Annotated in this window: 26 protein-coding genes and 1 pseudogene; 11 read left to right on the plus strand and 16 right to left on the minus strand. The window is 70.9% G+C overall.

The genetic code is table 11. The features are described from left to right. Positions 1-88 precede the first annotated feature (88 nt). On the minus strand, positions 89-769 hold the full coding sequence (locus ACWEFB_RS32665; RefSeq protein ID WP_452291639.1) for a CDP-alcohol phosphatidyltransferase family protein: 681 nt from the start codon (positions 767-769) through the stop codon (positions 89-91). 44 nt (positions 770-813) lie between these two features. Next, entirely contained in the window at positions 814-1,731 is a 918-nt protein-coding gene (gene metF, locus ACWEFB_RS32670) for a methylenetetrahydrofolate reductase [NAD(P)H] (protein ID WP_452291641.1), read from the minus strand. 284 nt (positions 1,732-2,015) lie between these two features. On the opposite strand from metF, the gene ACWEFB_RS32675 reads away from it, so the two are divergent. Beyond that, positions 2,016-3,098, plus strand: coding sequence for a polyprenyl synthetase family protein (locus tag ACWEFB_RS32675; RefSeq protein WP_452291643.1), 1,083 nt, complete (start codon positions 2,016-2,018; stop codon positions 3,096-3,098). A gap of 161 nt (positions 3,099-3,259) precedes the next feature. Then, positions 3,260-4,834 (plus strand): annotated as a pseudogene (mptB, locus tag ACWEFB_RS32680) (polyprenol phosphomannose-dependent alpha 1,6 mannosyltransferase MptB); the annotation flags it as partial. 235 nt (positions 4,835-5,069) lie between these two features. On the opposite strand, the gene ACWEFB_RS32685 reads toward mptB, so the two are convergent. Genes ACWEFB_RS32685 through ACWEFB_RS32695 form a run of 3 tightly spaced genes read right to left on the minus strand, consistent with a single transcriptional unit; the run spans position 5,070 to position 6,201 of the window. After that, entirely contained in the window at positions 5,070-5,462 is a 393-nt protein-coding gene (locus ACWEFB_RS32685) for a lycopene cyclase domain-containing protein (RefSeq protein ID WP_452291645.1), read from the minus strand. 34 nt (positions 5,463-5,496) lie between these two features. Further along, entirely contained in the window at positions 5,497-5,826 is a 330-nt protein-coding gene (locus ACWEFB_RS32690) for a lycopene cyclase domain-containing protein (protein ID WP_326556729.1), read from the minus strand. Positions 5,827-5,841: 15 nt separating this feature from the next. Continuing rightward, complete coding sequence (locus ACWEFB_RS32695; protein WP_452291648.1) at positions 5,842-6,201, minus strand: Rv2175c family DNA-binding protein; 360 nt, start codon at positions 6,199-6,201, stop codon at positions 5,842-5,844. Between the two features lie 203 nt (positions 6,202-6,404). On the opposite strand from ACWEFB_RS32695, the gene pknB reads away from it, so the two are divergent. After that, a complete protein-coding gene (gene pknB / locus ACWEFB_RS32700; protein ID WP_452291650.1) occupies positions 6,405-8,378 on the plus strand; it encodes a Stk1 family PASTA domain-containing Ser/Thr kinase in 1,974 nt (657 codons plus the stop codon). 54 nt (positions 8,379-8,432) lie between these two features. Next, positions 8,433-9,296, plus strand: a complete 864-nt coding sequence (locus ACWEFB_RS32705) for a deoxyribonuclease IV (RefSeq protein WP_452291652.1) — start codon at positions 8,433-8,435, stop codon at positions 9,294-9,296. Positions 9,297-9,494: 198 nt separating this feature from the next. On the opposite strand, the gene ACWEFB_RS32710 is transcribed toward ACWEFB_RS32705, so the two are convergent. From ACWEFB_RS32710 to tuf, 5 genes are all read right to left on the minus strand, one after another. Next, positions 9,495-10,529 carry a threonine aldolase family protein gene (locus ACWEFB_RS32710; RefSeq protein ID WP_452291654.1) on the minus strand — a complete coding sequence of 345 codons (1,035 nt, stop codon included), beginning with the start codon at positions 10,527-10,529 and terminating at the stop codon, positions 9,495-9,497. Beyond that, entirely contained in the window at positions 10,522-11,928 is a 1,407-nt protein-coding gene (locus ACWEFB_RS32715; RefSeq protein WP_452291656.1) for a class II 3-deoxy-7-phosphoheptulonate synthase, read from the minus strand. Before ACWEFB_RS32715 ends, ACWEFB_RS32710 begins: the two co-directional genes overlap by 8 nt. A 117-nt stretch (positions 11,929-12,045) precedes the next feature. Beyond that, positions 12,046-12,540: a hypothetical protein gene (locus ACWEFB_RS32720; RefSeq protein WP_452291658.1), complete on the minus strand. Its 495-nt coding sequence runs from the start codon at positions 12,538-12,540 to the stop codon at positions 12,046-12,048. A 137-nt stretch (positions 12,541-12,677) separates the two neighbouring features. Further along, positions 12,678-14,222 carry a hypothetical protein gene (locus ACWEFB_RS32725; RefSeq protein ID WP_452291660.1) on the minus strand — a complete coding sequence of 515 codons (1,545 nt, stop codon included), beginning with the start codon at positions 14,220-14,222 and terminating at the stop codon, positions 12,678-12,680. Between the two features lie 156 nt (positions 14,223-14,378). Beyond that, complete coding sequence (tuf, locus tag ACWEFB_RS32730) at positions 14,379-15,566, minus strand: elongation factor Tu (RefSeq protein ID WP_452291662.1); 1,188 nt, start codon at positions 15,564-15,566, stop codon at positions 14,379-14,381. A gap of 470 nt (positions 15,567-16,036) precedes the next feature. Here tuf and ACWEFB_RS32735 point away from each other — a divergent pair, with 470 nt between their 5' ends. Then, positions 16,037-16,543 (plus strand): RICIN domain-containing protein, encoded by a 507-nt coding sequence (locus tag ACWEFB_RS32735; protein ID WP_452291664.1) that lies wholly within the window; start codon positions 16,037-16,039, stop codon positions 16,541-16,543. Positions 16,544-16,846: 303 nt separating this feature from the next. Here ACWEFB_RS32735 and ACWEFB_RS32740 read toward each other — a convergent pair whose 3' ends face one another. From ACWEFB_RS32740 to ACWEFB_RS32755, 4 genes are read right to left on the minus strand one after another with little or no spacing between them, the layout of a single operon-like run. Further along, positions 16,847-17,122, minus strand: coding sequence for a hypothetical protein (locus tag ACWEFB_RS32740; protein ID WP_452291666.1), 276 nt, complete (start codon positions 17,120-17,122; stop codon positions 16,847-16,849). A 25-nt stretch (positions 17,123-17,147) separates the two neighbouring features. Then, positions 17,148-17,354: a hypothetical protein gene (locus tag ACWEFB_RS32745; protein ID WP_452291668.1), complete on the minus strand. Its 207-nt coding sequence runs from the start codon at positions 17,352-17,354 to the stop codon at positions 17,148-17,150. Next, on the minus strand, positions 17,351-17,629 hold the full coding sequence (locus tag ACWEFB_RS32750; protein WP_452291670.1) for a hypothetical protein: 279 nt from the start codon (positions 17,627-17,629) through the stop codon (positions 17,351-17,353). The genes ACWEFB_RS32745 and ACWEFB_RS32750 overlap by 4 nt, the downstream gene beginning before the upstream one ends. After that, on the minus strand, positions 17,626-17,823 hold the full coding sequence (locus ACWEFB_RS32755; protein ID WP_452291672.1) for a hypothetical protein: 198 nt from the start codon (positions 17,821-17,823) through the stop codon (positions 17,626-17,628). Before ACWEFB_RS32755 ends, ACWEFB_RS32750 begins: the two co-directional genes overlap by 4 nt. 263 nt (positions 17,824-18,086) lie before the next feature. On the opposite strand from ACWEFB_RS32755, the gene ACWEFB_RS32760 reads away from it, so the two are divergent. Then, entirely contained in the window at positions 18,087-18,956 is an 870-nt protein-coding gene (locus tag ACWEFB_RS32760; RefSeq protein WP_452291734.1) for a helix-turn-helix domain-containing protein, read from the plus strand. After that, positions 18,949-19,146, plus strand: coding sequence for a DUF397 domain-containing protein (locus ACWEFB_RS32765; RefSeq protein ID WP_452291674.1), 198 nt, complete (start codon positions 18,949-18,951; stop codon positions 19,144-19,146). Before ACWEFB_RS32760 ends, ACWEFB_RS32765 begins: the two co-directional genes overlap by 8 nt. A gap of 349 nt (positions 19,147-19,495) precedes the next feature. On the opposite strand, the gene ACWEFB_RS32770 is transcribed toward ACWEFB_RS32765, so the two are convergent. Then, a complete protein-coding gene (locus ACWEFB_RS32770; protein ID WP_452291676.1) occupies positions 19,496-21,145 on the minus strand; it encodes a glycosyl hydrolase family 18 protein in 1,650 nt (549 codons plus the stop codon). Between the two features lie 142 nt (positions 21,146-21,287). Here ACWEFB_RS32770 and ACWEFB_RS32775 point away from each other — a divergent pair, with 142 nt between their 5' ends. The 3 genes from ACWEFB_RS32775 (at position 21,288) to ACWEFB_RS32785 (ending at position 23,283) form a co-directional block, all read left to right on the plus strand. Next, on the plus strand, positions 21,288-21,776 hold the full coding sequence (locus ACWEFB_RS32775) for a glutathione peroxidase (RefSeq protein WP_452291678.1): 489 nt from the start codon (positions 21,288-21,290) through the stop codon (positions 21,774-21,776). Positions 21,777-21,973: 197 nt separating this feature from the next. Further along, entirely contained in the window at positions 21,974-22,789 is an 816-nt protein-coding gene (locus tag ACWEFB_RS32780; RefSeq protein ID WP_452291680.1) for an alpha/beta fold hydrolase, read from the plus strand. A 44-nt stretch (positions 22,790-22,833) separates the two neighbouring features. Next, the gene (locus tag ACWEFB_RS32785) at positions 22,834-23,283 is read left to right on the plus strand and encodes a hypothetical protein (protein WP_452291682.1); all 450 of its coding nucleotides are present in this window, start codon (positions 22,834-22,836) and stop codon (positions 23,281-23,283) included. Here the strand turns inward: ACWEFB_RS32785 and ACWEFB_RS32790 are convergent. After that, entirely contained in the window at positions 23,270-24,103 is an 834-nt protein-coding gene (locus tag ACWEFB_RS32790) for an alpha/beta fold hydrolase (RefSeq protein WP_452291684.1), read from the minus strand. The two genes, ACWEFB_RS32785 and ACWEFB_RS32790, sit on opposite strands and share 14 nt — an antisense overlap. Positions 24,104-24,292: 189 nt before the next feature. Between ACWEFB_RS32790 and ACWEFB_RS32795 the strand changes: the two genes are divergently transcribed. After that, positions 24,293-25,222, plus strand: a complete 930-nt coding sequence (locus ACWEFB_RS32795; protein ID WP_452291686.1) for a DUF4397 domain-containing protein — start codon at positions 24,293-24,295, stop codon at positions 25,220-25,222. The last annotated feature ends 58 nt before the right edge of the window (positions 25,223-25,280 follow it).

Below are 25,280 nucleotides of genomic sequence, written 5' to 3' on the forward strand. Positions count from 1 at the left end.
GGCGTGACCCGCGAAGGGATCAAGCTTGACGGCCTTCGCGGGGCACGCCGCCCCCAACCCCCACCACCACGCACCGCAACAAAAGAAATCAGAGCAACGCCCGACGAACCGCACCCAAGAGCTGAACAAGCCCATACCCAGCAAGCAAAACCCAAACAGCGGCAACCACGGTGACAGCCCCCGCCGCCACATCGAACGAAAAGATCCGCACCGCCCCCGCCACCAGCAACCCGACCAACGCCACCAACACCCGACTCGGCCGCTCCCCCACCGTCACCGCCCCGATCTCCCGCATCCCCGCCGACACCGACCGGGCCCGCACGTACTCGTGCAGCCAGGACAGCGCCCCGGCCGCCACCACCAGCGGCCCCGGCGCGCCGAGCAGCCAGAACGCGATCAGCCAGGCGGCCTCACCGACCCGGTCGGCGACCGAGTCGTAGACGTAGCCGAGTCGGGTGGTGCGCCCGGTGACCACGGCCAGCGCCCCGTCGACGCTGTCGGCCACCGCGGCGAGCAGGACCAGACCGGCGGCGATGAAGGGTCCGCCCGGTTCCCGGAGTACGACCACCGGGACCAGGACACAGAACAGGGTGCCGACCACGGTCACCGCCGTCGGCGACACCCGGAAGCGACCCAGCAGGTGCCCGATCTGGTACGCGAACCGCAGCCACCCCTGTACGGTCGGCGCCGCCTTACGCGGGTCGAAGTCGCCGTGCAGCCGCGCCCAGGTGGCCGCGTACTCGTCCCATTCCAGCCGGGTGCCCGCCACGGGTCAATTGTCGGCGCAGGGGCGGGGTCGCGCGGCCGGGTTGCTCACACCTCGACGCCGACCTGGAGGTTCTGCCAGATCTCGCGGGTCGCGGTGGAGCGGTTGAAGGTGATGAAGTGGATGCCGGGGGCGCCCTCGGCGAGCAGTCGCTGGCACATCTCGCTGGTCTGCGCGATGCCGAGTTCGCGGACCGCGTCCGGGTCGTCGGCGACCTTGGCGAAGCGGGCGGCGAGCGCGGGCGGGAACGGGGCGCCGGACAACTGCTCGGACCGCTCGATCGTAGTGATCTTGGTTACCGGCATGACACCCGGCAGGATCGGGGTGTCGCATCCGGCCGCCGCGACCCGGTCCCGCAGCCGGAGGTAGTCCTCGGCGTCGAAGAACATCTGGGTGATGGCGAAGTCCGCCCCGGCCCGGCACTTGCGGATGAAGTATTCGGTGTCGGTCGCCACGTCGGGCGAGCGCGGGTGCTTGTACGGGAAGGCCGCCACCCCGACGCTGAAGTCACCGGACTCCCGCACCAGCCGGACCAGGTCCTCGGCGTACAGGACGCCTTCGGGGTGCCGGACCCACTCGCCGGTGGGGTCACCCGGCGGGTCGCCCCGGACCACCAGGAGGTTCCGTACGCCCACCCCGGCGAGCCGGCCGACGATGTGGCGCAGCTCGGCGACGGAGTGGTTGACCGCGGTGAGGTGCGCCATCGGCAGCAGCGTGGTGTCGGTGGCGATCCGTTCGGTGACCGCGACCGTGGTGTCCCGGGTCGATCCGCCGGCACCGTAGGTGATCGAGACGAAGGACGGCTGGAGCGACTCCAGCTCCCGGATGGCCTGCCAGAGCAGCCGCTCACCCTCGGGGGTCTTCGCCGGCCCGAACTCGAACGAGAACGACGGCCGGGGCCCACGAACGAGGTCCCCGATCGCAGGTTGCGGATTGGGGAGAACAGAGGGGAGACCGAGCGCCACCCTACGACCTTACCGGCCTCCTGGGTCGAATATCCGCACCTTCCCATTTACCGGCCGGTCGATCCGGCCCACCGGCCGACGGCTGCCCCCCGAGGTGGGCGCGGGGGTGAGAAAGCACACGCGGCCGGCGTACCCGGATCGATGCCGCAGCGACCACGGCCGGGGCCGGCCCAGCCAGCCGGCCGGGAAACGGCCGTGGCCGGGTCCGGCGGCCCGGAACCCGGGTACGGGTGGGCGACCGGGGCGCGGAGGCGGGTTGTTCCGGGAACGGCTAGCGTCAGGGCGTGACCGATGCTGCTCCCGTCCCGCCCGTGGACCGCGCAGGCCTGCGGGACCGGACCGACAGGGCGTTGGCCGACTTCCTCGCCGGGCAGCGCGCCTGGCTGGCCGCCGCCGACGATGCCCTGCTCCCGGTGGCCGAGGCGCTGGAGGCGTTCGTCCTGCGCGGCGGCAAGCGGCTGCGCCCGGCGTTCGCCTACTGGGGTTACCGGGGCGCCGGGGGCGCCGACTCCGACCAGGTGGTGGCCGCCCTGGCCGCACTGGAGTTCGTCCAGGCCAGCGCGCTGATCCACGACGACCTGATGGACCGCTCCGACACCCGACGGGGCGAGCCTGCGGTGCACCGCCGGTTCGCCGCGCACCACCGGGGCGCCGGTTGGGTCGGCAACGCCGACGGTTTCGGCGACTCCGCCGCCATCCTGCTCGGTGATCTCTGCCTGGTCTGGTCCGACCAGTTGCTGCACGGCGCCGGGCTGGACCCGCACCAGGTGCAGCGGGCCCGGCCGGTCTTCGACGAGATGCGTACCGAGGTGACCATCGGGCAGTACCTGGACGTGCTCGCCCAGGCGTCCGGGGACACCTCGGTCGAGCGGGCCGGCAAGATCGCCCGGTACAAGTCGGCGAAGTACACCGTCGAACGGCCGCTGCTGCTCGGTGCCGCGCTCGCCGACGCGTCCGCGCCGCTGCGGGACGCGTACTCCGGGTACGGGTTGCCGCTGGGCGAGGCGTTCCAGTTGCGCGACGACGTACTCGGGGTGTTCGGGGACCCGCGCCAGACCGGCAAGCCGGCCGGGGACGACCTGCGCGAGGGCAAGCGGACCTTCCTGGTGGCGGCGGCCATGGAGACGACCGACGCGACCGGTCGGGCGTTGCTGACCAAGCGGCTCGGCGATCCGGGGCTCGACCCCGACGGGATCGACCAGCTCCGCGAGGTGATCGCCGGCAGCGGGGCGCTGGCCCGGACCGAGGCGCGGATCACCACGCTGACCGACACCGCGCTGGCCGCGCTGGACTGGGCCGAGGTGACGGCCGAGGCCCGCGAGGTCCTGGTCGAGCTGGCCATCGTCGCCACCCGCCGCTCCCTCTGACCGAGGGCCGGGCAGCGGTCGCCGCCGGGTGGGCACCGACCGGACATCCGGGGCCAACCGGGAAGCCATCCGCTCGATAGATCGACGTCAACGGGCGGTGGGACCGTCGGGCCGTGCCCGGCCCGAACCACCCGACCTCGGACCATCCGGTACGCCCACGGGTGGCCGGTCTCGCCGCGACCACGCTGATGACCGCCGGTGCGTACGCCGCCGGTGCGCTGCCCGGTGCACCGGACGGACGGGCGGGTCCCGGTGACGTCCTCTCCGTGTCGTGGCCGTACTGGCTGGGTCTGAGCGGCTGGCTCGCCGGCCTGGTCCTGCTCACCGTCACCTGGTGGCGGCTGGGCGGGACCCTGCACCGGCCGGGTCACCCGATATCGAACCGGTGGCTGCTGGTGACCGGGGCACTCTGGGCCACCCCGCTCCTGTTCGCCCCGCCGATGGGCAGCCGGGACGTGTACGCGTACGCCTGCCAGGGTGCGCTCTGGCTCGACGGGGTGGACCCGTACGCCGTGGGGGTGGCCGACGGCGGCTGTACGTGGACCGACTCGGTGCCGTCGCTGTGGTGGCACACCACCACCCCGTACGGACCGCTGGCGATCGCACTGGCCGGTGGGGTGATCGCGCTCGCCCGCCTGGCGGTTCCGGGACCGGACGACCAACTCCTCGTGGCGGTGTTCCTGTTCCGGGGCCTCGCCCTGCTCGGCGCGCTCCTGCTCGCCCGGTACCTGCCCCGGCTGGCGCGGGCCGTCGGCGCCTCACCCTCGGCGGCCACCTGGCTGGCCCTGCTCTCCCCGCTGACCGCGGTGCACCTGGTGGGCGGGGCGCACAACGATGCGCTGATGGTGGGGCTGGTGGTGACCGCGCTGGCCCTGGCCGTCGGGGCGTCGACGGGCGGCGTACCGGGACCGGGACCGGTCCGGTCGGGACGTCCGCCGCTGGGTCCCTGGCCGGGGCTGCTTCTCGCGGGGCTGGCGGTCGGGCTGGCCGCATCGGTCAAGATCACCGCCCTGGTGGCGCTGCCGTTCGTCGCCCTGCTCGCCACCGTCCGCCTCCCCCGCGCGACCGGGCCTGGCACCGTCCGGCTTCCCCGCGCGACCGCACCCGCCACCGTCCGGCTTCCCCGCGCGACCGCACCCGCCACCGTCCGGCTGTCCCGTGACGTGGCGCTCGGCGTCACCCTGCTCGCGGTGTCGGTGACGTTCGCCGCCACCACCGTGGCCACCGGGCTGGACCTGGGTTGGCTGGCCGCCCTGCCGGACACCGGCCGGCTGGTGCAGTGGACCTCGCTGCCGTCCGGGCTCGGCATGGCCGCCGGCTACCTGCTGCGGGCGCTCGGCCACCCGGAGGCGTACGACCCGGCGGTGGCGGTGGCCCGTGCTCTCGGCCTCACCGTCCTGCTGGCGGTGGCGGTCGCCCTGGTGCTCCGCGCCTGGCGGGCCACCGAGGCGATCCGCCCGGTATGCCGCACCGACGGGCGGGAACCGGTCGACGCCCTGCGGTCCGTCACGACCGCGTGCGGCCTGGCGTTCGGGGCGGTGACCCTGCTCTCCCCCGTCTTCTACCCCTGGTACGCCCTGACCGCCGTCACCGTGCTCGCCGCGACCGTCGGGCAACGGTGGTGGCGGGTCCCGCTGGCCGTGGTGGTGCTGGCAACGGGTTTCCTGGTCCTGCCGGACGGGCTGGGCCTCGCGGTACGGACAAAACTGCCCGGCGCCCTGCTCGACGTTGTCCTCGTCGCGGCGCTGACCGGGTACGCCGTCCGCAACACCCGCCGGATCCGGTCGAGTCGGTCGACGAGCACGGGTGCCATTGGGGTACGCCGGCCTGCTCGGATTCCCCGAAGTCGCTCGGGTTCCCCGCCTGTACGGACGGCCGGCGACGGCGCTCTCAGCCCGGTCAGTCCGGTCGGCTCGCTCAGTGCGGTCAGCCCGGTCAGTCCGGTCAGTCCGGTGAGCCCGGTCGGTCCGGTCAGTCCGGTCGGGTCCGGTCCGAACTGGCCGTGGCGGCGGGGCGGCGGCGGGGCGGCCACCGCAGCCGGCCACCGGTCCCGGCGGTCGGGGTCCGCTGCACGCCCCGGCGCCCCAGCCACACCCAGACCGAGAGGGTGAGCAGGACCAGGGCGAAGCCGAACAGGAGGTCCTCCACGGGGGCGTAGACGAGCCGCAGGCCGATGATCGCGTCCGGGTCGTACCGGACGATCCGGCGCCCGGTCAGGATGCCGTTCGAGATCAACTGGAAGAAGATGATGATCGGGTAGGTCGCCCAGAACACCCGGCGCCGGACCAGCCGGGTACGCAGCACGTACAGGTCGACCAGCACGGCACCGACCACTCCGAGCAGCGCCGCGACGGTGTAGGTCACCGGCCGACCCGAACCACTCGTCGTTCCCCGGCCGTCATTCCTCGTCCCCCGCCGGCCAGCCCCGCACCGCACGGACCGCCTCGAACCCGAGTACGGCACAGACCGGCACGACCAGGAAGAAGAGCACCTCGTCCAGGGGCAGCCCGCCGGGGAACAGGACCCCGGTGATCTGCGCCGGGTCGAAGGTCCAGTGTCCGGCGGCGATCGCGGCGAGGTCCCAGAGTACGAAGATCGCCGCCACCGGGACGATGGTGAGCAGGAGGCGCCGCCAGCGGCGGAGCACGTTCACCCGGAGGATCGGTTCCAGCCAGAGTGCCCCGACGAGGCACCCGGCTAGTACCGCAAGGTAGGCGAAATGCCCCATGGCCGGCGTTACCGGCTAGAAGCCCAGCGCCTGGGCCCGGCGCTTGACCTCACGGGCCAGGTCACCGCCGAGCGCGGCGGCCGGCGTACCGGGCAGGGTGTCGTCGGGCTCGTAGAGCCACCGTACGGCCGCCTCGTCGTCGTAACCCGCGTCGCGCAGCAGGTTCAGCACACCCGGCAGGTGCTTGCGTACGGTGTCGTTCGCCACCAGCTCGGCGGGCACCCGCCGGACCCCGTCCCGGCGTACCGCGATCAGTTCGCGGTCGCGGATCATCTGGTGCACCTTGCTGATCGTCACGTCCAGCCGGACGGCGACATCCGGCAGGTTCAGCCAGCCCGCGGCGTCCGCCGGGCCGGCAAGTGGGGAATCGGTCACCCGATCACAGTGCCACGACCGGTCCCGGTGTTCCACCGGGACCCCCACCGGGGTAGTTTCCGAACCGACCAGGGTACTTTCCACGCGGTACGTGACCGACCGGACACCGAGGGCTATCCCGCCTCTCGGTCAAGATTTCCGTTCGGCACCGCCTGTGGCATCCTGTTCTGCCGTCACCCTCTGGAGACATAGACTGCCTGCCGATGGACATTCAGGTCGCCGACACGTTGCTGGGCTCGCTGATCGACGGGCGCTACCGCATCCGCGGTCGCGTGGCCCGTGGAGGCATGGCGACCGTGTACACCGCCACGGACGAACGCCTCGAGCGCACCGTCGCCCTCAAGATCATTCACCCCAGCCAGGCCCAGCAGGCACAGGGCCGGTTGGCCGGCTTCCTGGCCCGGTTCACCGAAGAGGCGAAGACCATCGCCCGGTTGACCCACCCCAACGTGGTGGCCGTCTACGACCAGGGCACCCACGCCGGCCTGCCGTACCTGGTGATGGAGTACGTCCGGGGTCGTACCCTGCGCGAGATCCTGGCTGAACGCCGCCGGCTCAACCCCGGCGAGGCCCTGGCCATCCTCGAACAGATGCTCGCGGCGATCGCCGCCGCCCACCGGGCCGGTCTGGTGCACCGCGACGTCAAGCCGGAGAACGTCCTGGTCGCCGAGGCGCCCAGCGGTGGCGCCGGCAACCTGGTGGACAGCGTGGTCAAGGTCGCCGACTTCGGTCTCGCCCGCGCGGTCGAGGCGAGCGCCGACGACGACTCCGGCAGCCAGTTGATGGCAACCGTGGCGTACGTCGCCCCGGAACTGGTCACCGAGGGCCGGGCCGACCCGCGTACGGATGTCTACTCCGCCGGCATCGTGCTGTTCGAGATGCTCACCGGCCGGGTCCCGTACGACGGGGACCGCCCGGTCGATGTCGCCTGGCAGCACGTCGACCGGGACGTACCGGCTCCCTCGACCCTGGTCCCCGGCCTGCCGGCGGTCCTCGACGACCTGGTCATCCGGGCCACCCGCCGCGATCCCGGTGCCCGGCCGACCGACGCCGGTGCGTTGCAGGCCGAGGTGCAGGTGGTACGCGACGACCTCGGCAACGCCAACGCGAACACCGCCCTGCTGCGTCAGGTGTCCCAGCCGACCATGGTGGTCGCCTCGGTACGCCCGGCCGACCGGCCCTCCTGGGCCCGGCTGCCCGACCAGCCGGAGCCGCCCCGCAGCGCGCGCCCGCACCGCCGTCGCGCCGCCGAGCCGACCGGTCCGCTGGCCCGGTTGCAGACACTGCGCGAACAGGTGATGGCCGACAAGCGGGGCAGGGTGGCGGTCGCCGCCGCCGTTGTCGTGCTCGGTCTGGTCGCCGCGATCGGCGGCTGGTGGTTCGGCGCCGGCCGCTACACCGACGCCCCGCAACTGGTGAACATCACCAAGGCCGAGGCGGAGGCGCTGGCGACGAGAGACGGGTTCACCCTCGCCTACGCCGCGCCCCGCTACGACGAGGCCGCCGCCAAGGACCAGGTCCTGGCGCAGGACCCGGCGTCGGCCGCCCGGATGGTCAAGGGCAGCACGATCACCCTCACCCTCTCCCTCGGGCCTGAGCGTTACCAGGTGCCGGACGTGGTGGGCAAGACCTTCGACCTGGCCCAGGCCGACCTAGAGCGGGCGAAGCTCCAGGTGACCAAGGGACCGGACCGCTACGACGAGAACCTGCCGGCCGGCGTGGTGACCGCGATCGATCCCGCCGTCGGTGCCGAAGTCAAGCCCGGCGACAAGGTCACCGTGACGGTCAGCAAGGGCCGGGCGCCGCTGTCCGTACCGAACCTGGTCGGCAAGAACATCAACGACGCCCGGGCCGAACTCCAGCGCCTCGAACTGGTTCCGGTGGAGCAGTACGAGGACTCGGACAAGCCCAAGGACCAGGTGACCGGCCAGACCCCGCCGAACGGCACCGGGGTCGAGAAGGGCGCCGAGATCAAGCTCAAGGTGAGCAAGGGTCCACCGGCGGTGCTCGTACCCCGGGTTGTCGGCCTGCCGTGTCCCGAGGCGCAGGCGCGCCTACAGGGTGCGCAGCTCACCCCGGTGGTACAACTCAATCCGAACGGGACGGTCGGCCTCCAGAACCCGCCCGAGAACACCCAGGTACCGCCCGGCAGCCAGGTCCAGATCACCTGCTTCTGAGTGGCCGGACCACCGGCACCGAGGTAGCCGGACCGAGAGCAACAGGTGACACGAATGACAACCGCACCCAGTCGACCGATCGGCTCGCACACCCCGACCTCGGGTGGGCTGGCCAAGGCCGCCCTGCCCTATCTCGACGCGGCCGAGTCCGAAGTGGCGCAGGTCTACGTCGGCAACTCCCGGGGGTGGGCCCTGCCACCGGGCGACCCGGCCCAGGACGCCGCCTTCCGGGAGGGCTGCGAGCAACGCGGCGTACCGGTCTACATCCACGCGTCCCTGCTGGTGAACCTCGGCTCACCGACGCAGGCGACGGTGGAGAAGTCGATCGCCACGCTGGCCCACGCCCTGCACCGGGGCGCCGCCATCGGTGCCGCCGGGGTGGTCTTCCACTCCGGCAGCGCGGTCGATGCCGACTACTACGACACCGCCATGACCCAGGTACGCGAGTCGCTGCTGCCGCTGCTCGACGCAGCCGCCGCCAGCGGCGGACCGAAGCTGCTGATGGAGCCGACCGCGGGCGGCGGACGATCACTCGCCTCCCGAACCGAGCAGGTAGGCCCCTACCTCGACATTGTCGAGCGGCACCCGTGGCTCGGCATCTGCTTCGACACCTGCCACGCCTGGGCGGCCGGGCACGACCTGGCCCGACCCGGCGGCATGACCGAGACCCTGGACGAACTCGTCGCCACGATCGGTGACCGGCTCTGGCTGATCCACGCCAACGACTCCCGGGACGCCTGCGGATCGATCCGGGACCGCCACGAGACCATCGGCAAGGGCAGCATCGGCGAGGCGGCCTTCGCCGAACTGATGACCCACCCCGCAACCGCCGGTATCCCCGTGGTCGCCGAAACCCCCACCGAGGGCCACGTGGGCCACGCCCACGACATAGCCACCCTCAAACGCCTCCGCCCCTGACCCACACCAGCAGCAGGCACGGAACAGCACCAGTTCACCCAGAAAGACCAACCCAACCCCCGACGGACCGGGCACCCGACCACGCACCCCGCCCGGTACGGACGCAGGGATTGGGGGCGGCGTGCCCCACGTCGGGATCAAGCCTGACCGCCCAGAGTGGGGCACGCCGCCCCCAATCCCGGACCGCGCACCGACAGATCAGCGCCGAAAAATCCCCGTAAGCACGTCGACAGCCCGCTCCACCCCGGCATCATCGAGATCAAGATGCGTGACCAACCGAGCGATCCGAGGCCCGAGGACCGAGACCAGCACCCCCTCGGCCCGCGCCGCCGCCCCGAACCCCGGTGCGTCGAGCGCGAACTTGGTCAGGTCAAGCGGCACGATGTTGGTCCGGACCGGGCCGGCCAGCACCCCGAACGGCGCCAGCGCCTCGGCCAGCCGGGCCGCCCGTACGTGGTCCTCGGCGAGCCGGTCGATGTGCTGGGCGAGGGCGTGCCTGCCGGCTGCGGCGAGGATGCCCGCCTGCCGCATGCCGCCACCCATCCGCTTGCGGATCAGCCGGGCCCGTTCGATCTTCTCCGCACTGCCCAGAACCACCGAGCCGGCCGGTGCGCCGAGCCCCTTGGACAGGCAGACCGACATGGTGTCGAACAGCTCGCCGTAGCTGGCCAGCGGGACCCCGTCGGCGACGTGTGCGTGCCAGATCCTGGCCCCGTCGCAGTGCATCCCGATGCCGGCCTCGTCGGCGATCCCGCGAAGTTGGCGCAGGGTGGCCAGCGGGATGACCCCGCCGCCGCCCCGGTTGTGGGTCTGCTCGACCGCGATCGCCCGGGTCGCCACGGCCCAGTAGCCGTCCGGACGGATCATGGCGGCGACCTGGTCGGGGTCGATGTCGGCGCCGACGGCGGGCCAGGTCCGCGAGGAGATGCCACCGTACGCGGCAGCCGAGCCCATCTCGTACGTGACGATGTGTGCGTCGGCGTCGCAGAGCAGTTCACCGGCCGGCGGGACCAGCACCTGGAGGGCGATCTGGTTGGCCATCGTCCCGCTCGGGGCGAAGAGTGCGGCCTCGTGCCCGAACAGGGCGGCGACCTCGGCTTCGAGCGCGTTGACGTTCGGGTCCTCGCCGTACACGTCGTCGCCGACCTCGGCCTCGGCCATCGCCGACCGCATCGCGGCGGTCGGGCGGGTGACCGTGTCGGAGCGCAGGTCGACCGGGCGCGGGTCAGCCACGGAGCATCTCCGCCACCAGGAAGGCCAGTTCCAGCGACTGCTGGGTGTTCAGTCGCGGGTCACAGGCGGTCTCGTACCGGTCGGGCAGGTCGACGTCCTCGATCGCCTGGGCGCCGCCGAGGCACTCGGTGACGTCCTCGCCGGTCAGCTCGACGTGCATGCCGCCGGGGTGGGTCTCCAGGCCGCGGTGCACCTCGAAGTAGCCGAGGACCTCGTCGACGATCCGGTCGAAGTGGCGGGTCTTGTAGCCGTTCGACGACTCGTGGGTGTTGCCGTGCATCGGGTCGCACTGCCAGACCACCTTGGCGCCGGCGGCGGTGACCTTCTCCACGATCGGCGGGAGGGCCTCGCGGACCTTGTGGTTGCCCATCCGGCTGACCAGGGTGAGCCGGCCCGGGATGTTCTCCGGGTTGAGCTTCTCGCACAGCTCGATCGCCTGGTCGGGGGTGGTGCCGGGGCCGATCTTGACACCGATCGGGTTGGCGATCCGGGAGATGTAGTCGATGTGCGCGCCGTCGATCTGCCGGGTCCGCTCGCCGATCCAGAGGAAGTGGCCGGACAGGCCGTACGCCCTGCCGTCGGAGACCCGGGTCAGCGCCCGGTCGTACTCCAGGGCGAGCGCCTCGTGGGAGCAGTAGAGGGTGACCGTGCGCAGCGCCTCGTTGTCGTCCATGCCACAGGCACGCATGAACGCCAGGGCCCGGTCGATCTCGCGGGCGATGGCGTCGTAGCGCTCACCGGCCGGTGAGTTGCGTACGAAGCCCTTGTTCCAGTCGTGCACCGCGTGCAGGTCGGCGAGGCCACCGGCGAGGTACGCCCGGAGCATGTTCATCGCCGACGAGGAGTTGGCGTACGCCCGGATCATTCGCTGGGGGTCGGCGATCCGCGCCTCCGGCACCGGCTCCAGGGAGTTGATCATGTCCCCGCGGTACGCCGGCAGTCCCCGCGCGTCGGTCGGCAGCGACCGGGGCTTGGTGTACTGCCCGGCGACCCGGGCCACCTTGACCACCGGCAGCGACGCCCCGTACGTCAGCACGACCGCCATCTGCAGCAGGGTGCGCGCGTTGGCGAGCAGGTGGCTCTCGGTGTTGTCGGTGAACGTCTCGGCGCAGTCGCCGCCCTGGAGCAGGAAGGCCTTGCCCTCGGCGACCTGGGCCAGCTGCACCCGCAGGTGATCGACCTCATACGGCGCGACCACGGACGGCACGGTGGAGAGGACCTCGGTGACCTCGTCGACGGCCTTCTGGTCGGGCCACGGCGGGGTCTGGGCCCGCGGCAGGTCCCGCCACCGGTCCAGCCCGAGGGCCACATCCTCGGCGGAATCATCGGTCGGACGGCTGGTCTGCGGGCCTAGGTTACCCACCGTGGGGTAGCTCAGCTGATGCCACTCATGGCGCATGAGGAAAAGCGTACGGCGACGGTCGGGGTGGGCCGCCATTGAGGGTGGCCCTGTCCGACCCGTGGGAGGTGTATTGGCCGCCTCCGCGCCCGGTGTCCGGGTATCCTGTCCAGCCGCTCAGGGGTCCGCGCCACCGGCGCTGGGCGACGGGTCGGGGGTGTCGGCGCCACCGACGGTCTCGTTCGCGATGCACCAACCGGCCTCGGCCTTCGTCACCGTGAACACGAGCTTGGCCGGGGTGGCCGCCCCGTTCCCGGCGAGGACCGAGACCGAGGTGCTGACCTCGAGTTGGCCGGCGTTGGGGCGTACGTCGGTGATGGTCGCCTCGGTGACCTTGAAGTGGTCGGCGAAGTCGCCGTTCGGGCCGGTCGCGGCCTGGTCGAAGGCGGCCTGCATCGGTACGCAGAGCTGGACCCGCCCGGCGGCGACGTCCTTGGCCATCATCGCGTCGAGATAGCCCTGCACCACCGCGCGGGACTTCTCCGGGCCGTCGTCGGGGATCTTGTTCGGCCCGCCGTCGTCACCGCCGCCGAGACCGCAGGCGGTCAGACCGAGCGGCAGCATCGCCAACACCACGGCGAGAACCGCCGCGCGCCCCCGTGGAACCTCCATCGCGTTCCCCCTCCTCGACGTCCTCACCGACGGTGGACCCGTTCACCGACGGCGTTTCCAGCCGACAGTGCCGAGCGACCGACCGCGCCAAGCGGCGAGTCTGACACATCGACCATCCGGCGACCACACACGCAAGATCATGGAGCGGTGATCGGTGTGTAGATGTGGTAGCCGGTGACGGTCTGTGGGGTGAATCCGGGCCGGTGGGCGAGTTCCGTGTCCAGCGCGGATCCGACCGGAGCGACGACCGCCTGTGCCTCGGGGCGCCAGTAGCGGGGGTACCGGTTGAATCCCCGGTCCAACCGGTCGTCGACCACCCCGCAGGTGATCCGCTCACCGGTGAGGTACGTAATCCAGTTGCAGGTCCAGTACTCGCTGTGCACGTAGGTCAGCCCCGCCCCGTCTAGCGCCGCGACGAGCCCCGCCTGACCGGTCCGCATGCTCCGGTACTGCGGCACCGCGTCGGTGAGGCTGACCGTCGCGGCGAGCATCGTGGCGACCAGCGCGGCGATCGGTACCGCCGCCGGGATCGCCCAGCCGGTGCCGGACCTGACCACCCGCCACAGCGGCCAGAGGGCCACGGGCAGCGAGAGGGCCAGGGTCGACAGGTACCGGGCGCTCTCGATCGACGAGTCGGCGGCGGCCGGACTGCGTACGTAGGTGAGGATGCTCACCAGTCCGGCGGCGGCGAGGACCAGCCGGAGTTGCTGGCGGGCCCGTTGGTCACCCGCCGCAGAGGCCGCGCCGCCGGGTTCCGGCTCGACGGCGGGACGGCGTAGCGCGCGTACGGACAGGACCAGTGCCGTGGTCAGCAGGGCGACGACGACCGGCCCCCACCACAGCGACCAGCCGTCGCACCGGCTCGGCGCGCACAGCCCCATCCCCATCGGCAGCCCCAGCCAGGCGCCGCCGACGATCCGGTCCCAGAGGGAGGGGTCCGTACCGGCGCCGTTGAGGCTCAGGAACACGGCGATCGAGTTGTGGCGCGGTCCGGCGAGGACGTTGTCGACCAGCAGGGGCAGCGCGCCGAGCAGGAACCCGCCCGCCGTCACGATGGCCGCCCGGCGGGTGAGGACCCGGCCGGCGACCAGCACGATCAGCGCACCCAGCAGGTACGGCGCCGGCAGCCAGTGGTTCCACACGATCAGCCCGGCCAGGAGTCCCCAACCGGCGAAGATACGTCGGCGTGGCCGGTCGCCGGTGAGCAGGGCGTACGTGAGCAGGAGCAGCCCGGCCACCATCGGTCCGGTCTCCGGATAACCGCCCCCGGCGATCAACTGGTTCTTCACCACCCGGTCCGCGCCGAAGGCGAGCAGGGCCGTCGTTCCGACCGCGAGTCCGGCCGAGAACAGCCGCCGTACGAGCAGGAACATCAGGACCAGGAACAGCGCGTACAGCAGCAGGGTGGGCACCCGCAGCGCGGTCACCGACGGGCCGAACAGTCCCACCAACGGCGCGGCCAGGTACGCCTCGATGGTGCCCATGTAGTGCTGGCCGTAGAAGAACACCGGCAGCCCGCGCCCCTGGCTGACGTGCAACGCGGCCAGCCCCATGGTCGCCTCGTCGCTGTTCGTGGGCGGTGATTCGACCAGCGTCAGCCAGATCCGCCAGGCGAGCCCGAGCCCGCCCAGGATCGCCGCCATCAGGGTGTACCGATCGGGGCGGAGGGCTGTCGGCTGCACGCCCGGCAGTCTGGTCCATCGCGACCGTCGGGCGTCTGGCACCCCCGCGTCCGTCGGGCCGCGCGGCGTCGGGGTCCGGTGCCGTCGTACGTTCGACAGCACCGGACCCGTTCGCCGTATCCACCGGCACCCGTTCGCCGCGTCTACCGCCCCGGCTCAGTCGAGCAGGGCGGTCACCGTGCCGGCGGCGACCGTACGGCCGCCCTCCCGGACCGCGAACCCGAGCCCGACGTCCATCGCGATCGGCTGGCCGAGCCGTACCGTCAGCTCCACCGTGTCGCCCGGCGCGACCTGCGCCAGCTCCCCCAGGTCCACCGCACCGACCACGTCGGTGGTACGGAAGTAGAACTGCGGCCGGTAGTTGGCGTGGAACGGCGTGTGCCGGCCACCCTCGGCGGTGGTCAGCGCGTGCAGTTGCGCCGTGAAGGCACGGTGCGGCGTGACACTGCCCGGCGCGGCCAGCACCTGACCACGCTGCACCTGGTCGCGCTTGACCCCGCGCAGCAGTACGGCCGCGTTGTCCCCGGCCTCGGCGGTGACCAACGTACGGCCGAAGGTCTCCAGCCCGGTCGCCACGGTGGCCAGGGTCGGCCCGAGCCCGACCACCTCCACCTGGTCCCCGGCGCGCAACGTGCCGCGCTCGATCGCACCGGTGACCACGGTCCCCCGACCGGAGATGGTGAGTACGTTCTCGATCGGCATCAGGAACGGCTCCCCCAACTCCCTCGGCGGCACCGGGACGTAACGGTCGACCTCGTCGAGCAGCTCACCGATGGAGGCGACCCAGTGCGGGTCACCGGCCAGGGCGCGCAGCGCCGAGACCCGTACCACCGGGACCTCGTCGCCGGGGAAGCCGTACTCGGTCAGCAGTTCCCGCACCTCCAGCTCGACCAGGTCGAGCAGCTCGGGGTCGGTCACCGCGTCGGCCTTGTTCATGGCCACCACCAGGTACGGCACCCCGACCCGCCGGGCCAGCAGCACGTGCTCGCGGGTCTGCGGCATCGCACCGTCCAGCGCCGAGACGACCAGGATCGCCGCGTCCACCTGCGCCGCCCCCGTGATCATGTTCTTCACGTAGTCGGCGTGACCGGGCATGTCGACGTGGGCGTAGTGCCGGGTGGTGGTCTCGTACTCGACGTGGGCGATGGTGATGGTGATGCCCCGGGCGACCTCCTCCGGTGCCCGGTCGATGCCGTCGAACGAGACGAACCGGTTGACCGCCGGGTCCCGGTCGGCGAGCACCTTCGTGATGGCGGCGGTCAACGTCGTCTTGCCGTGGTCGACGTGCCCCATCGTGCCGATGTTGAGGTGCGGCTTGGTACGGACGAACTGGGTCTTGGCCATGATGGCTTCTCCGCGAAGGGTGGAGCTGGAATGGCGGACGGAGGTACGCGGGCGGATGCCAATCCGCGAACAGGAAGAACCGCGCCAGAACCGCGCGTCGCGGCGTCACCGGTGGGGCGACGCCGGGGAGACCGGGCCACCCTCCTCCGTGGGTTCCGCTGGTGCGGGAGGAGGGTCAGCTTCGCGTATCAGCCGGCCGCGGGCAGGCGTCGGCGGCAGCCGGCAGGTGTAGACCTGCGGGCCGCACGACGGCTGCGGTGGCGAACATGGCGATCACGTTAGGCCGGAACGCCAGGTACCACCACCGATATTCCGCCGGGCCTCCGGGTGGGGTCCAGCACCCGGTGGCCGCCGGGTGAACGTCGACCGAACTAGATCTTGCATGCGTTCCGTCGGGCTATCACCGCACATATGGTCGAAGACGGGGAACGCATCACATTCCTTATCGGACAGTCCGCAATGGGGGAAAAATGTCTCGACTCGTGAGCCGTGGTCTGACCGCCCTGGCAATGGCCGGAGCAGCCGTCGCGACCTCGCTGGTTGCCGCCGCACCGGCACAGGCGGCGTCCTACTACAACCTGGTCAACTACAAGAGCGGCCTGTGCATGTCGATCGCCGGCGGCGGCAGTACGGCCAACGGCGCTCACGTGATCCAGTGGGGCTGCAACGACGGCTGGGAACAGGTGTGGCGCCAGTCCGGCAACCGCCTGATCAACGGCAAGAGCGGCAAGTGCCTCTCCCTCGACAACGGGGGCAGCACCGCGAACGGCACCCACGCCATCCAGTGGACCTGCAACGACGGCCCCGAACAGGACTGGTATCCGAGCGGCGGCTACCTGGTGAACGGCAAGAGCGGCAAGGTGGCATCGCTCGACAACGGCGGCAGCACCGCGCAGGGCACCCACGTCATTCAGTGGCCGAGCAACGGCGGCTCCGAGCAGGGCTGGGCGTTCTACCTGAAGTACGAAGAGGTCTGATCCCGCCGCCGCCCAGCAAAGCAGCGGCGGGCTCCACCACCAAGATCACGCGTAGCCACACTTCCGTCGGAGGTGTGGCTACGCCTCGTGCGCGAGCGCTCATCATCGCCCGTCAACCGCACCTTGGTTGGGTACGGCGAGAGGGATGGTCCGGGCGCCGGAGCCGAAACAGGTCTTCTCCGTGCTCAGCTCAGGATGGATGGGCGCCACCTGACCCGTGACCAGGTCGGGGAATTCGAGCGGGCAGTGGCAGCACCTGCTGGGCGCGTCCGGCACCGGACGGTGAGTGGCTCCGGTCATCGGTCACACCGCCCGCAGCCGGCGGCGGATCGGGGGCTCGTCGATCCAGCCGAGAAACCGGACCTCGATCTGCTCGGCGGTCAGCTCCACCAGAACGGGAGCCGCCCTGTCCCGGAAGTGCGCCATGAAGGCCAGCATGCGGTCCGGGTCGTCCCGGTAGAGCGTCCACATCCGGCGCCGGAAGACCAGGCACGGCCACTCCCCGTTGTCATCGCGGCAGCGCCAGTCGTCACCGGGGCGGTGCGGGGCGCGCAGATCGTCCTCGTCGTCGTCGGTCACCAGGCACTCCGTTCTCTTCGGGAAGTCAGGTCAGTTGGACGATCCGGTGCCGGGAGCCGTCGGGCAGGATGACCACGAACTCACCACCGGGGGCGATCGTCTCCAGCCGCCGCGCCAGCAGCAGCGACCGGTTGAGGGCATCGGTCCGGCTGAGGGTCACACCGGCCAGAAAGTCGAGCGCGTCGGCGGCGGCCGGAGTGAGGTTGAAGGTCACCTTGGTAAGGGCGCTCATCCGGTACGCCGTACCTGCACCCAGCCAAGAAAACGCTCGTAGAGGACGCGGGAGTCGGGCGGCTCGCTCAGTTGCGGATCGATCGAGTGGAGATCTTCCAGCGCCTCGACGAATTGGGCGGCCAGGAAGAGGGTCAGGTTGATCGTTTTATCGCGAAAACCGGCCGTCAGGTCGAGCCGCGCGTCCGCGCAGGGCCACGGCTGAGCATCCGTACGGCAGATCCACAGCGGTTTCAGGGGCAGATGTACGGGACTTTCCCCCGCTCGCCCGGTCATGCCGGACCACGTCGATCCCGTACCCGGTAGCCGGTCCGCTGGCCGAGCGTCATGATGCGCGGCCGGTATTCGGCGGTCGCCTCCGTGGCCCAGCGCGGGGGTACGGGTGGCGGCTGCGTCACCTCCGACTGCGGCGAAGCGGCGACCGCCGTTCGCCGTCGGAGCAGGTCCCGCCAGCGTCGGATGAGTGACATCGCATCTCCTCATTGTTGGCTGCGGGTCCGTCCCGTGGGGGCGGGACGGACCCGCGCAGTTCCACCCGTCCTTGTCGACGCTTCGCATCGAAGGGATGCGGATCCGAGCAGAACCGCTTGCGGTCCACTCTGTACGGCAGCTTCCGGAGATTGCAATGGTCGATCTTGCGACAATTCAAAATAAGTAGTCGCTGTATCGACATCCGACGTTCAGTCGTCGCATAATCGTTTCGCGGATGCAGGAAATTGAGACAGGGGGACGAATGACGGATACGGGATCGTCCGTACCGCGTAGACAGTTGGGGCGGTACCTGAAGCAGGCTCGCGAACAAGCGGGGATCACTCTTGAGGCCGCAGCAAGAGATCAAGAATGGTCCCGCGCGACGATGTACCGGATCGAGGGCGGATACGCTGCCGTACGTCGGGCTGATGTCGTCTCGATGTGCACGGCCTACGGCGTGTCGGCCAAGATGACGGAGGCGTTGATCGCGCTCGCGGCCGAAACCAAGGCCAGAGGCTGGTGGCACGCGCACGGCGATGCCATCCCAGCATGGTTGGAGCTGTACGTCGGTTTGGAGGCAGTCGCCTCTCGTTTGCGTCAGTACCAGCCAGCGACCATCCCTGGCCTCCTACAGACCAGGGAGTACGCCGAAACGCTGTTGCGCTCCAACCCAGAGATGCCGGACCCGGAGATCGACCGGCTCGTCGCGGTCCGGATGGAACGACAAAAGATCCTCCGGAGGAAATCGCCTCCGCCGCCAAAACTGGATGTGGTGCTGGAAGAGGCCGCCTTGCGGAGGCGGGCGCCGGGGATGAAGCTCCAACTCGCCCACCTACATGAGCAGGCGACGAACGGAACAGCGACCATCCGCGTTGTCCCGGCGGCTGCCCCGCTCAACTACGCGCTGACCGGGGTCACGTTCGTCATCATGGACTTTGCGCCGGTCGGGGTTCGAAGTCCGGAGCCAACCACGGTCTACAGTGAGTCGCTGACGGGCGCCCTCTACCTCGACAAACCACCGGAAGTCGCCACGTACGATCGGGTATGGGAAGCGTTGGAGGATCTGTCGCTCACCCCCTCCCTGTCAGCTGACCTCATAGCCATGATCGCGAAGGAGACCAGCGATGACTGACCTAACCGGAGCGATCTGGCGCAAGTCCAGCCGCAGCAACGGTGCAGGTGGCGAGTGTGTAGAGGTCGCCGACAACGTTTCCGGTCACGTACTCGTTCGGGACACCAAGGACCGTGACGGTGGCACGCTGGCCTTCGGGCCGGCGGCGTGGAGCGCCTTCGTCGGCTTCGCCAAGACCGCAGCCCACTGACGACAGACCGATAGGAAGAAAGCCCCCAGCGTTGACGCTGGGGGCTTTCTTTGTTCTGCTGGCCCAGCGCCGGTCCCCTGCCGACCCGTGGGCGCGGGCCGGCCGGGGACCGGTCACCGAAAGATCGGTGGTGCTGTGGCGAATTTCTGCCCTCATAGGGGCAGCGGACCGCCACAGCCCGACCGGCGGGACACGCGCCGACCCCGCTGGACACCTCCGACAGGGCGGAACACGCACCCACCGGGCCGGACACGAGGGAGGTCCCCGGCCGACCCGTGGGCGCGGGTCGGGCGGGGACCGTCCTACTGCTGGTGGTACCTGTTACGTGGGTGTTGCGTCAGCCGTCGACTCAGCCGAGGCCGTTCTTGACCGCGGTGATCAGTTCACCGTTGGTGGTGTCGCCGGAGAGTTCCCAGAAGAAGGAGCCGCCGAGACCCTGGTTGTTCGCGTACGACATCTTGCCGTTGATGGTGCTGGGGGTGTCGTAGCTCCACCAGTTGCTGCCGCACTTGGCGTACGCGGTGCCGGCGATCGTGCCGGTGACCGGGCAGGTGTTCTTGAGGACCTTGTAGTCCTCGATGCCGGCCTCGTAGGTGCCCGGTGCCGCCCCGGTGGCGCTGCCGCCCGGTGCCGCCTGGGTCACCCCGGTCCAACCGCGACCGTAGAAGCCGACACCCAGCAGCAGCTTGCTGGCCGGGATGCCCTTGCTCTTTAGCTTCTGGATCGCGGCGTCGGAGTTGAAGCCCGCCTGCGGAATACCGGTGTACGACGTCAGCGGCGAGTGCGGGGCGGTCGGGCCCTGCGCGGCGAACGCGCCGAAGTAGTCGTAGGTCATCGGCATCAACCAGTTGAGGTTGTTGATCGCACCGGCGTAGTCGGTGGCGTCGATCTTGCCGCCGTTGCTGCCGTCCGCGGTGATCGCCGCGGTGACCAGGGCGGAAGAACCGAACCGGGTACGCAGCGCCTGGATCACGTTCTTGAACGCGTTCGGACCGCTGGCGTCACAGGTCAGGCCACAGGCGTTCGGGTACTCCCAGTCGACGTCGATGCCGTCGAACACGTCCGCCCAGCGCGGGTCCTCGACCAGGTTGTAGCAGGAGTTCGCGAAGGCGGTCGGGTTCGCGGCGGCCTGGGTGAAGCCGCCGGACCAGGTCCAGCCACCGAAGGACCAGATCACCTTGATGTTCGGGTACGCCGCCTTGAGCTTGCGCAGCTGGTTGAAGCTGCCCCGCAGCGGCTGATCCCACGTGTCGGCTACGCCGTCCACACTCTCCGCCGCCGTGTACGCCTTCTCGTAGTCGGCGTAGCTGTCACCGATCGTGCACTGGCCGTTCGTGGTGTTGCCGAAGGCGTACATGATGTGGGTCAGCTTGGACGCGGACCCGCTGGTGACGATGTTCTTGACGTGGTAGTTGCGGGCGTAGACGCCCCACTGGGCGAAGTAGCCGACGACCTTCTTGCCGCCCGGCGGCGGGTTGGTCGGCGGCGTGGTGGTGGGCGGGTTGGTCGGCGGCCGGGTGGTCGGCGGCGCGGTGGTGGGCGGGGTCGTCGGCGGGGTGGTCGGGGGCCGGGTGGTCGGCGGGGTGGTCGGGGTGGTCCCGCCGCCGCACGAGGCGCCGTTGATGGTGCAGTTCAGCGGTGCCTTGTACGCGCCGGTGCCGTTGTAGCCCCAGGAGAACGAGGCGCCCGGCGCGAGCGCACCGGCCCAGCTCTTCTTGACCGCGACGTAGTGGTTGTTGGTCCGGGTCACGTCGGCGTCCCAGAAGCTGCCGATGGTGGTGCCGGACGGCAGGTCGAACTCCAGCCGCCAGGTGGCGAGCGAGGCGTCGGTGCCGTTGGTGATCGTGACGCGGGCCTCGTGACCGGTTCCCCAGTCGGAGGCGGCCGCGAACGTGGTGGTGACGTTTCCGGCGCCGAAGGCCGCGGTCACCGGGACGGCGGCGACCGCCACCGCTACCACGGCGCCGGCCCAGAACGCCCGACGGAGGGAACTTCTCATGCGGCGTCTCCCTGAAAACAGTTAGGAAACTTTCCAAATAGCAAGTGAGACGCTACTCACGGGTTCACCACTCCGTCAAGATGTCCATGTTTCGATTTCCGGATGTCGGCGGATGACCAGGTCAACGGGTAACCTCACGCACATGACGATCTTCGACATCAACCTGGCGGCGCTCGGCGGCGGTCCGGCCCGGTTGGATCAGTACCGCGGCAAGGCCGTCCTGGTGGTCAATGTCGCCTCCAAGTGCGGCAGCACCCCGCAGTACGCCGGCCTCCAGGCGCTCCAGGACAGCTACGGCGAGCGCGGGTTGGTGGTGCTCGGCGTACCGAGCAACCAGTTCGCCGGCCAGGAACCCGGCACCGCCGAGGAGATCGCCGAGTTCTGCTCGACCAATTACGGGGTGACGTTCCCGCTGACGGAGAAGATCGAGGTGAACGGCCCCGGCCGGCACCCGCTCTACGCCGAGCTGGTCGACTCCCCCGACGCGGACGGCTACACCGGCGACATCCGCTGGAACTTCGAGAAGTTCCTGGTCGCCCCGGACGGCACGGTCGCCGCCCGGTTCCCCACCAAAACCGACCCCCAGTCGGCCGAGGTGACCCAAGCCATCGAACACCTCCTCCCGAACTAACCCACCCCGGATCCGTCGACGATCTTGCAGTTGTGGTGCCCGAATCAGGGGATTCCTCCGGATTTGCGTACCACCACAAGTGCAAGATCGTCGCCGTGTCCGGGGCTCGGGCGGGCGAGCCGGCCTGGTCCGGTCGACGATTTCGCTGGTCGGAGAATCGGGGCGGGCGGGGCGGGCGGGCGTGATTTGATCACCGCATGAGCCTGGTGGGGGAAAGCTACGGAACCGGTCTGCCGATGCTGTGCCTGCCCGGTTTCAGCCTGGCCGGGTCGGCGATGGTGGCCGCACTGGAACCGGCCGTGGCCGCCAGTGCCGGGCTGCGCCGGATCTACCTCGACCTGCCGGGCACCGGCCGGTCCCCGGGTGGGCCGGAGAACTCCGACGGTGTGCTTGACGCGGTCGCCGACTTCGTCGACGCGGAGATCGGCACCGCCCCGTTCCTGGTCGCGGGCTGGTCCTACGGCGGCTACCTCGCCGCCGGGCTGGCCCGGCGCCGGCCGGACCAGGTCGCCGGGCTGCTGCTGATCTGCCACGGCACCAGGATCCTGCCGACCGACCGGGACGTCCCGGTGGCTCCGGTGGTGAGTGAGGAGGCCGACTGGCTGGTCGACGTGCCCCCGGATCTGCGCGCCCACCTGTCGGTGGCGGTGGGCAACCGGACCAGGGAAGCGGCCGAACGGGTGGCGATGGTCCTGGCCGCGTCGGGGCCGGGCGACGAGGAGTACCTGGAGCGGCTGCGCAACACCGGTTACCAGCTCTCCGACGAGACCTCCACGCGGGTCTTCCTCGGACCGACCAGCCTGATCGCCGCCCGCCAGGACTACATCGCCGGGTACGCCGACCAGTTCCGTGCCCTGGCCAGCTACCCGGCGGCGAGTTACGCCCTGCTCACCGACGCCGGGCACTACCTGCCGTTCGAGCAGCCGGAGGCGTTCCGCGGGCTGACCCTGGACTGGCTCGCCCGGTGCACGGCGGTGCTCGGTGGGCCACCGCTCGACCACCCCGCCGGCTGACACGGGGCAGAAATCGTGGGGTACGCGGTACACAATCAGCACCCATGAACGACTTCGATTTCCTCATCGGCTCGTGGAACATAGTCAACCGCCAACTCACGAAGATCTTCTCCGACAGCGACGACTGGAACACGTACCCGTCCAGCAGCACCTGCCAGCCCGTCCTCGGCGGGGTGGGCAACGTGGAGGAGATCGTCTTTCCGGAGACCGGTACGCGGGGAATGACACTGCGGCTGTTCGACACCGAACGCAAGCAGTGGTCGCTGTACTGGGCGAACAGCCGTACCGGACTGCTCTACCCGCCGGTGGTCGGCACCTTCACCGACGGCCGGGGTGACTTCTACGGCGACGACACCCACGAAGGTACGCCGATCAAGGCCCATTTCATCTGGTCCGGCATCACCCCGACCTCGGCCCGTTGGGAGCAGGAGTTCTCCGCCGACGGAGGTCGCACCTGGGAGACGAACTGGGTCATGGAGTTCACCCGGGCCTAGGCACCGGCGCCGCCGGGTGGGGCAGCCGGGTCAGGAAGTCGCGCAGGATCCGGTGCCACTCGCGCTGACGTTCCAGGTGCAGGTCGTGACCGGCGTCCGGCAGCTCGACCAGTTCGCTGCCGGGCAGCCGGTCCAGCATCCGCCGGGCCTGGTCCGCCCCGACCACGCCCCGACCGGCCCGGACCAGCAGGGTGGGGCAGCGGACCGCCGACCAGTCGGCCCAGAACGGCGTGACCGACGCCTCGCGTACCGACTCGACCATCAGCTCCGGCACGAACCGGGGCCGCCAGCCGTCGACCTCCTCGGTCAGCCCGTCCGCCCAGGCCCGACCCCGGTCACCGCCACCGAAGAAACGCACCGCGTCCGCGTACGACGGGAACGGGACCGGCCAGTTGGCCAGCCACTCGCCGATCCTCCTCGGGTCCGCCCGGTCACCGCCCGGCCAGGCGTCGACCACCACCAGGGCCCGGACCAGGCGCGGGTAGCGGGCCGCGGTGAGCATCGCGGTGTGCCCGCCGAGGGAGTGTCCGACCAGCACCACCGGGGCTGCCCGCAGCGCGCTGACCACGGCGGCGACGTCGGCGACGTACGCCGAACGGGTCACCTGCGCGGGCCGGCGTTCGCTGCGGCCGTGTCCGCGCTGGTCCAGGGCGAGCACCCGGTGGGCGCCGTCGAGGGCGGCGGCGCTCGCGTCCCACTCCCCCGCGTGACCGGCCAGCCCGTGCAGGAACAGCACCGGCGGTTCCGGGCCGGACCGGTCGAGGCAGGCCAGTCGTACGCCGTCCCGGCTCACCGTGCGCCACTCGCCGACCGCAACCATGGGCACCCCCTCGCGGGTGGGACCCGCCCACCCCGCCGCCCGAATTCTCGGCCCGCAACGCGCCGACCAGGCAATATCTTCGAGTAACGATTTGATTACTTGACGTGCTGCACTTGCCCGAGAGTCCGATGAACGAGACTCTTTGGTGCGGAACCGCTCGATCGGCGCTCGCCGTACCAGGGAGGCAGTATGCGTTCGTCCCGACCGCACGCCCGTACGCTCCGACGGATCCTGGCGATCGCCTCGGCGACCCTGCTCGGAGCGGGTCTGAGCACGGTCGCGGCCCAGCCGGCCGGCGCCGCCGGGGTCGGTTACGTCCGGCTCGCCCACCTGTCCCCGGACACCCCGGCCGTCGACGTCTACCTGGGCACGGCCACCGGCTCGGACGAGCCACGGGTCTTCCCCGCGGTCGGGTACGGGGTCGTCTCGGGTTACCTGACCCTGCCGGTCGGCCGGTACGCGGTCGCGATGCGCCAGGCCGGTGCCCCCGCGACCGCCCAACCGGTGCTCACCACCGAGGTGGCGGTGACCGCCGGGGACGCGTACACGGTCGCCGGGGTGGGTCGCTACGCCGACCTGGGGCTGCGGGTCCTCGACGACGACATCAGCGCGCCGGCCAGGGGGCGGGCGAAGGTACGCGTGGTGCAGGCCTCCGTACGGGCACCCGTGATCGACGTCGCCGCGGCGGACGGGCCCACCATCGCCGACGCCGTACAGTTCGCCACCACCACCCCGTACTCCCAGGTCGAGCCGGGCTCGTGGAAGCTGCGACTGAACAGCGCCGGCGGGACCCCGACCACGGCCGACGTACGGCTCGCCGCCGGGACGGTCTACTCGCTCCTGGTGCTCGACGCCGAGCAGGGCGGGCTCACCACCGAGTTGCGGGTCGACGCCCGGGGCGGCGAGGTGGTGCCGGCCGGCGGGGTGGACACCGGCGCGGGCGGCGCCCGGGAAGGGGTTGGCGCCCAGGACCGGGTCGGGCTCGAAGCGTCGGAGGCGAGCGAGGACCCCGGCCGGACCTACCCGCTGATCGCCGCCGTCGCGGCCGGTGCCCTGCTGGTCGTGCTCGCGGCGGCAACCGTGCTGCTGCTCCGGCGCCGCGCGCGGCGTACCTGGTGAACACCGCGCCGCCCACGCGTGCCGCCGGGATCAGGCGGCACCGTGGGCGGTGGCCCCA

The organism is Micromonospora sp. NPDC004704, assembly GCF_053601675.1.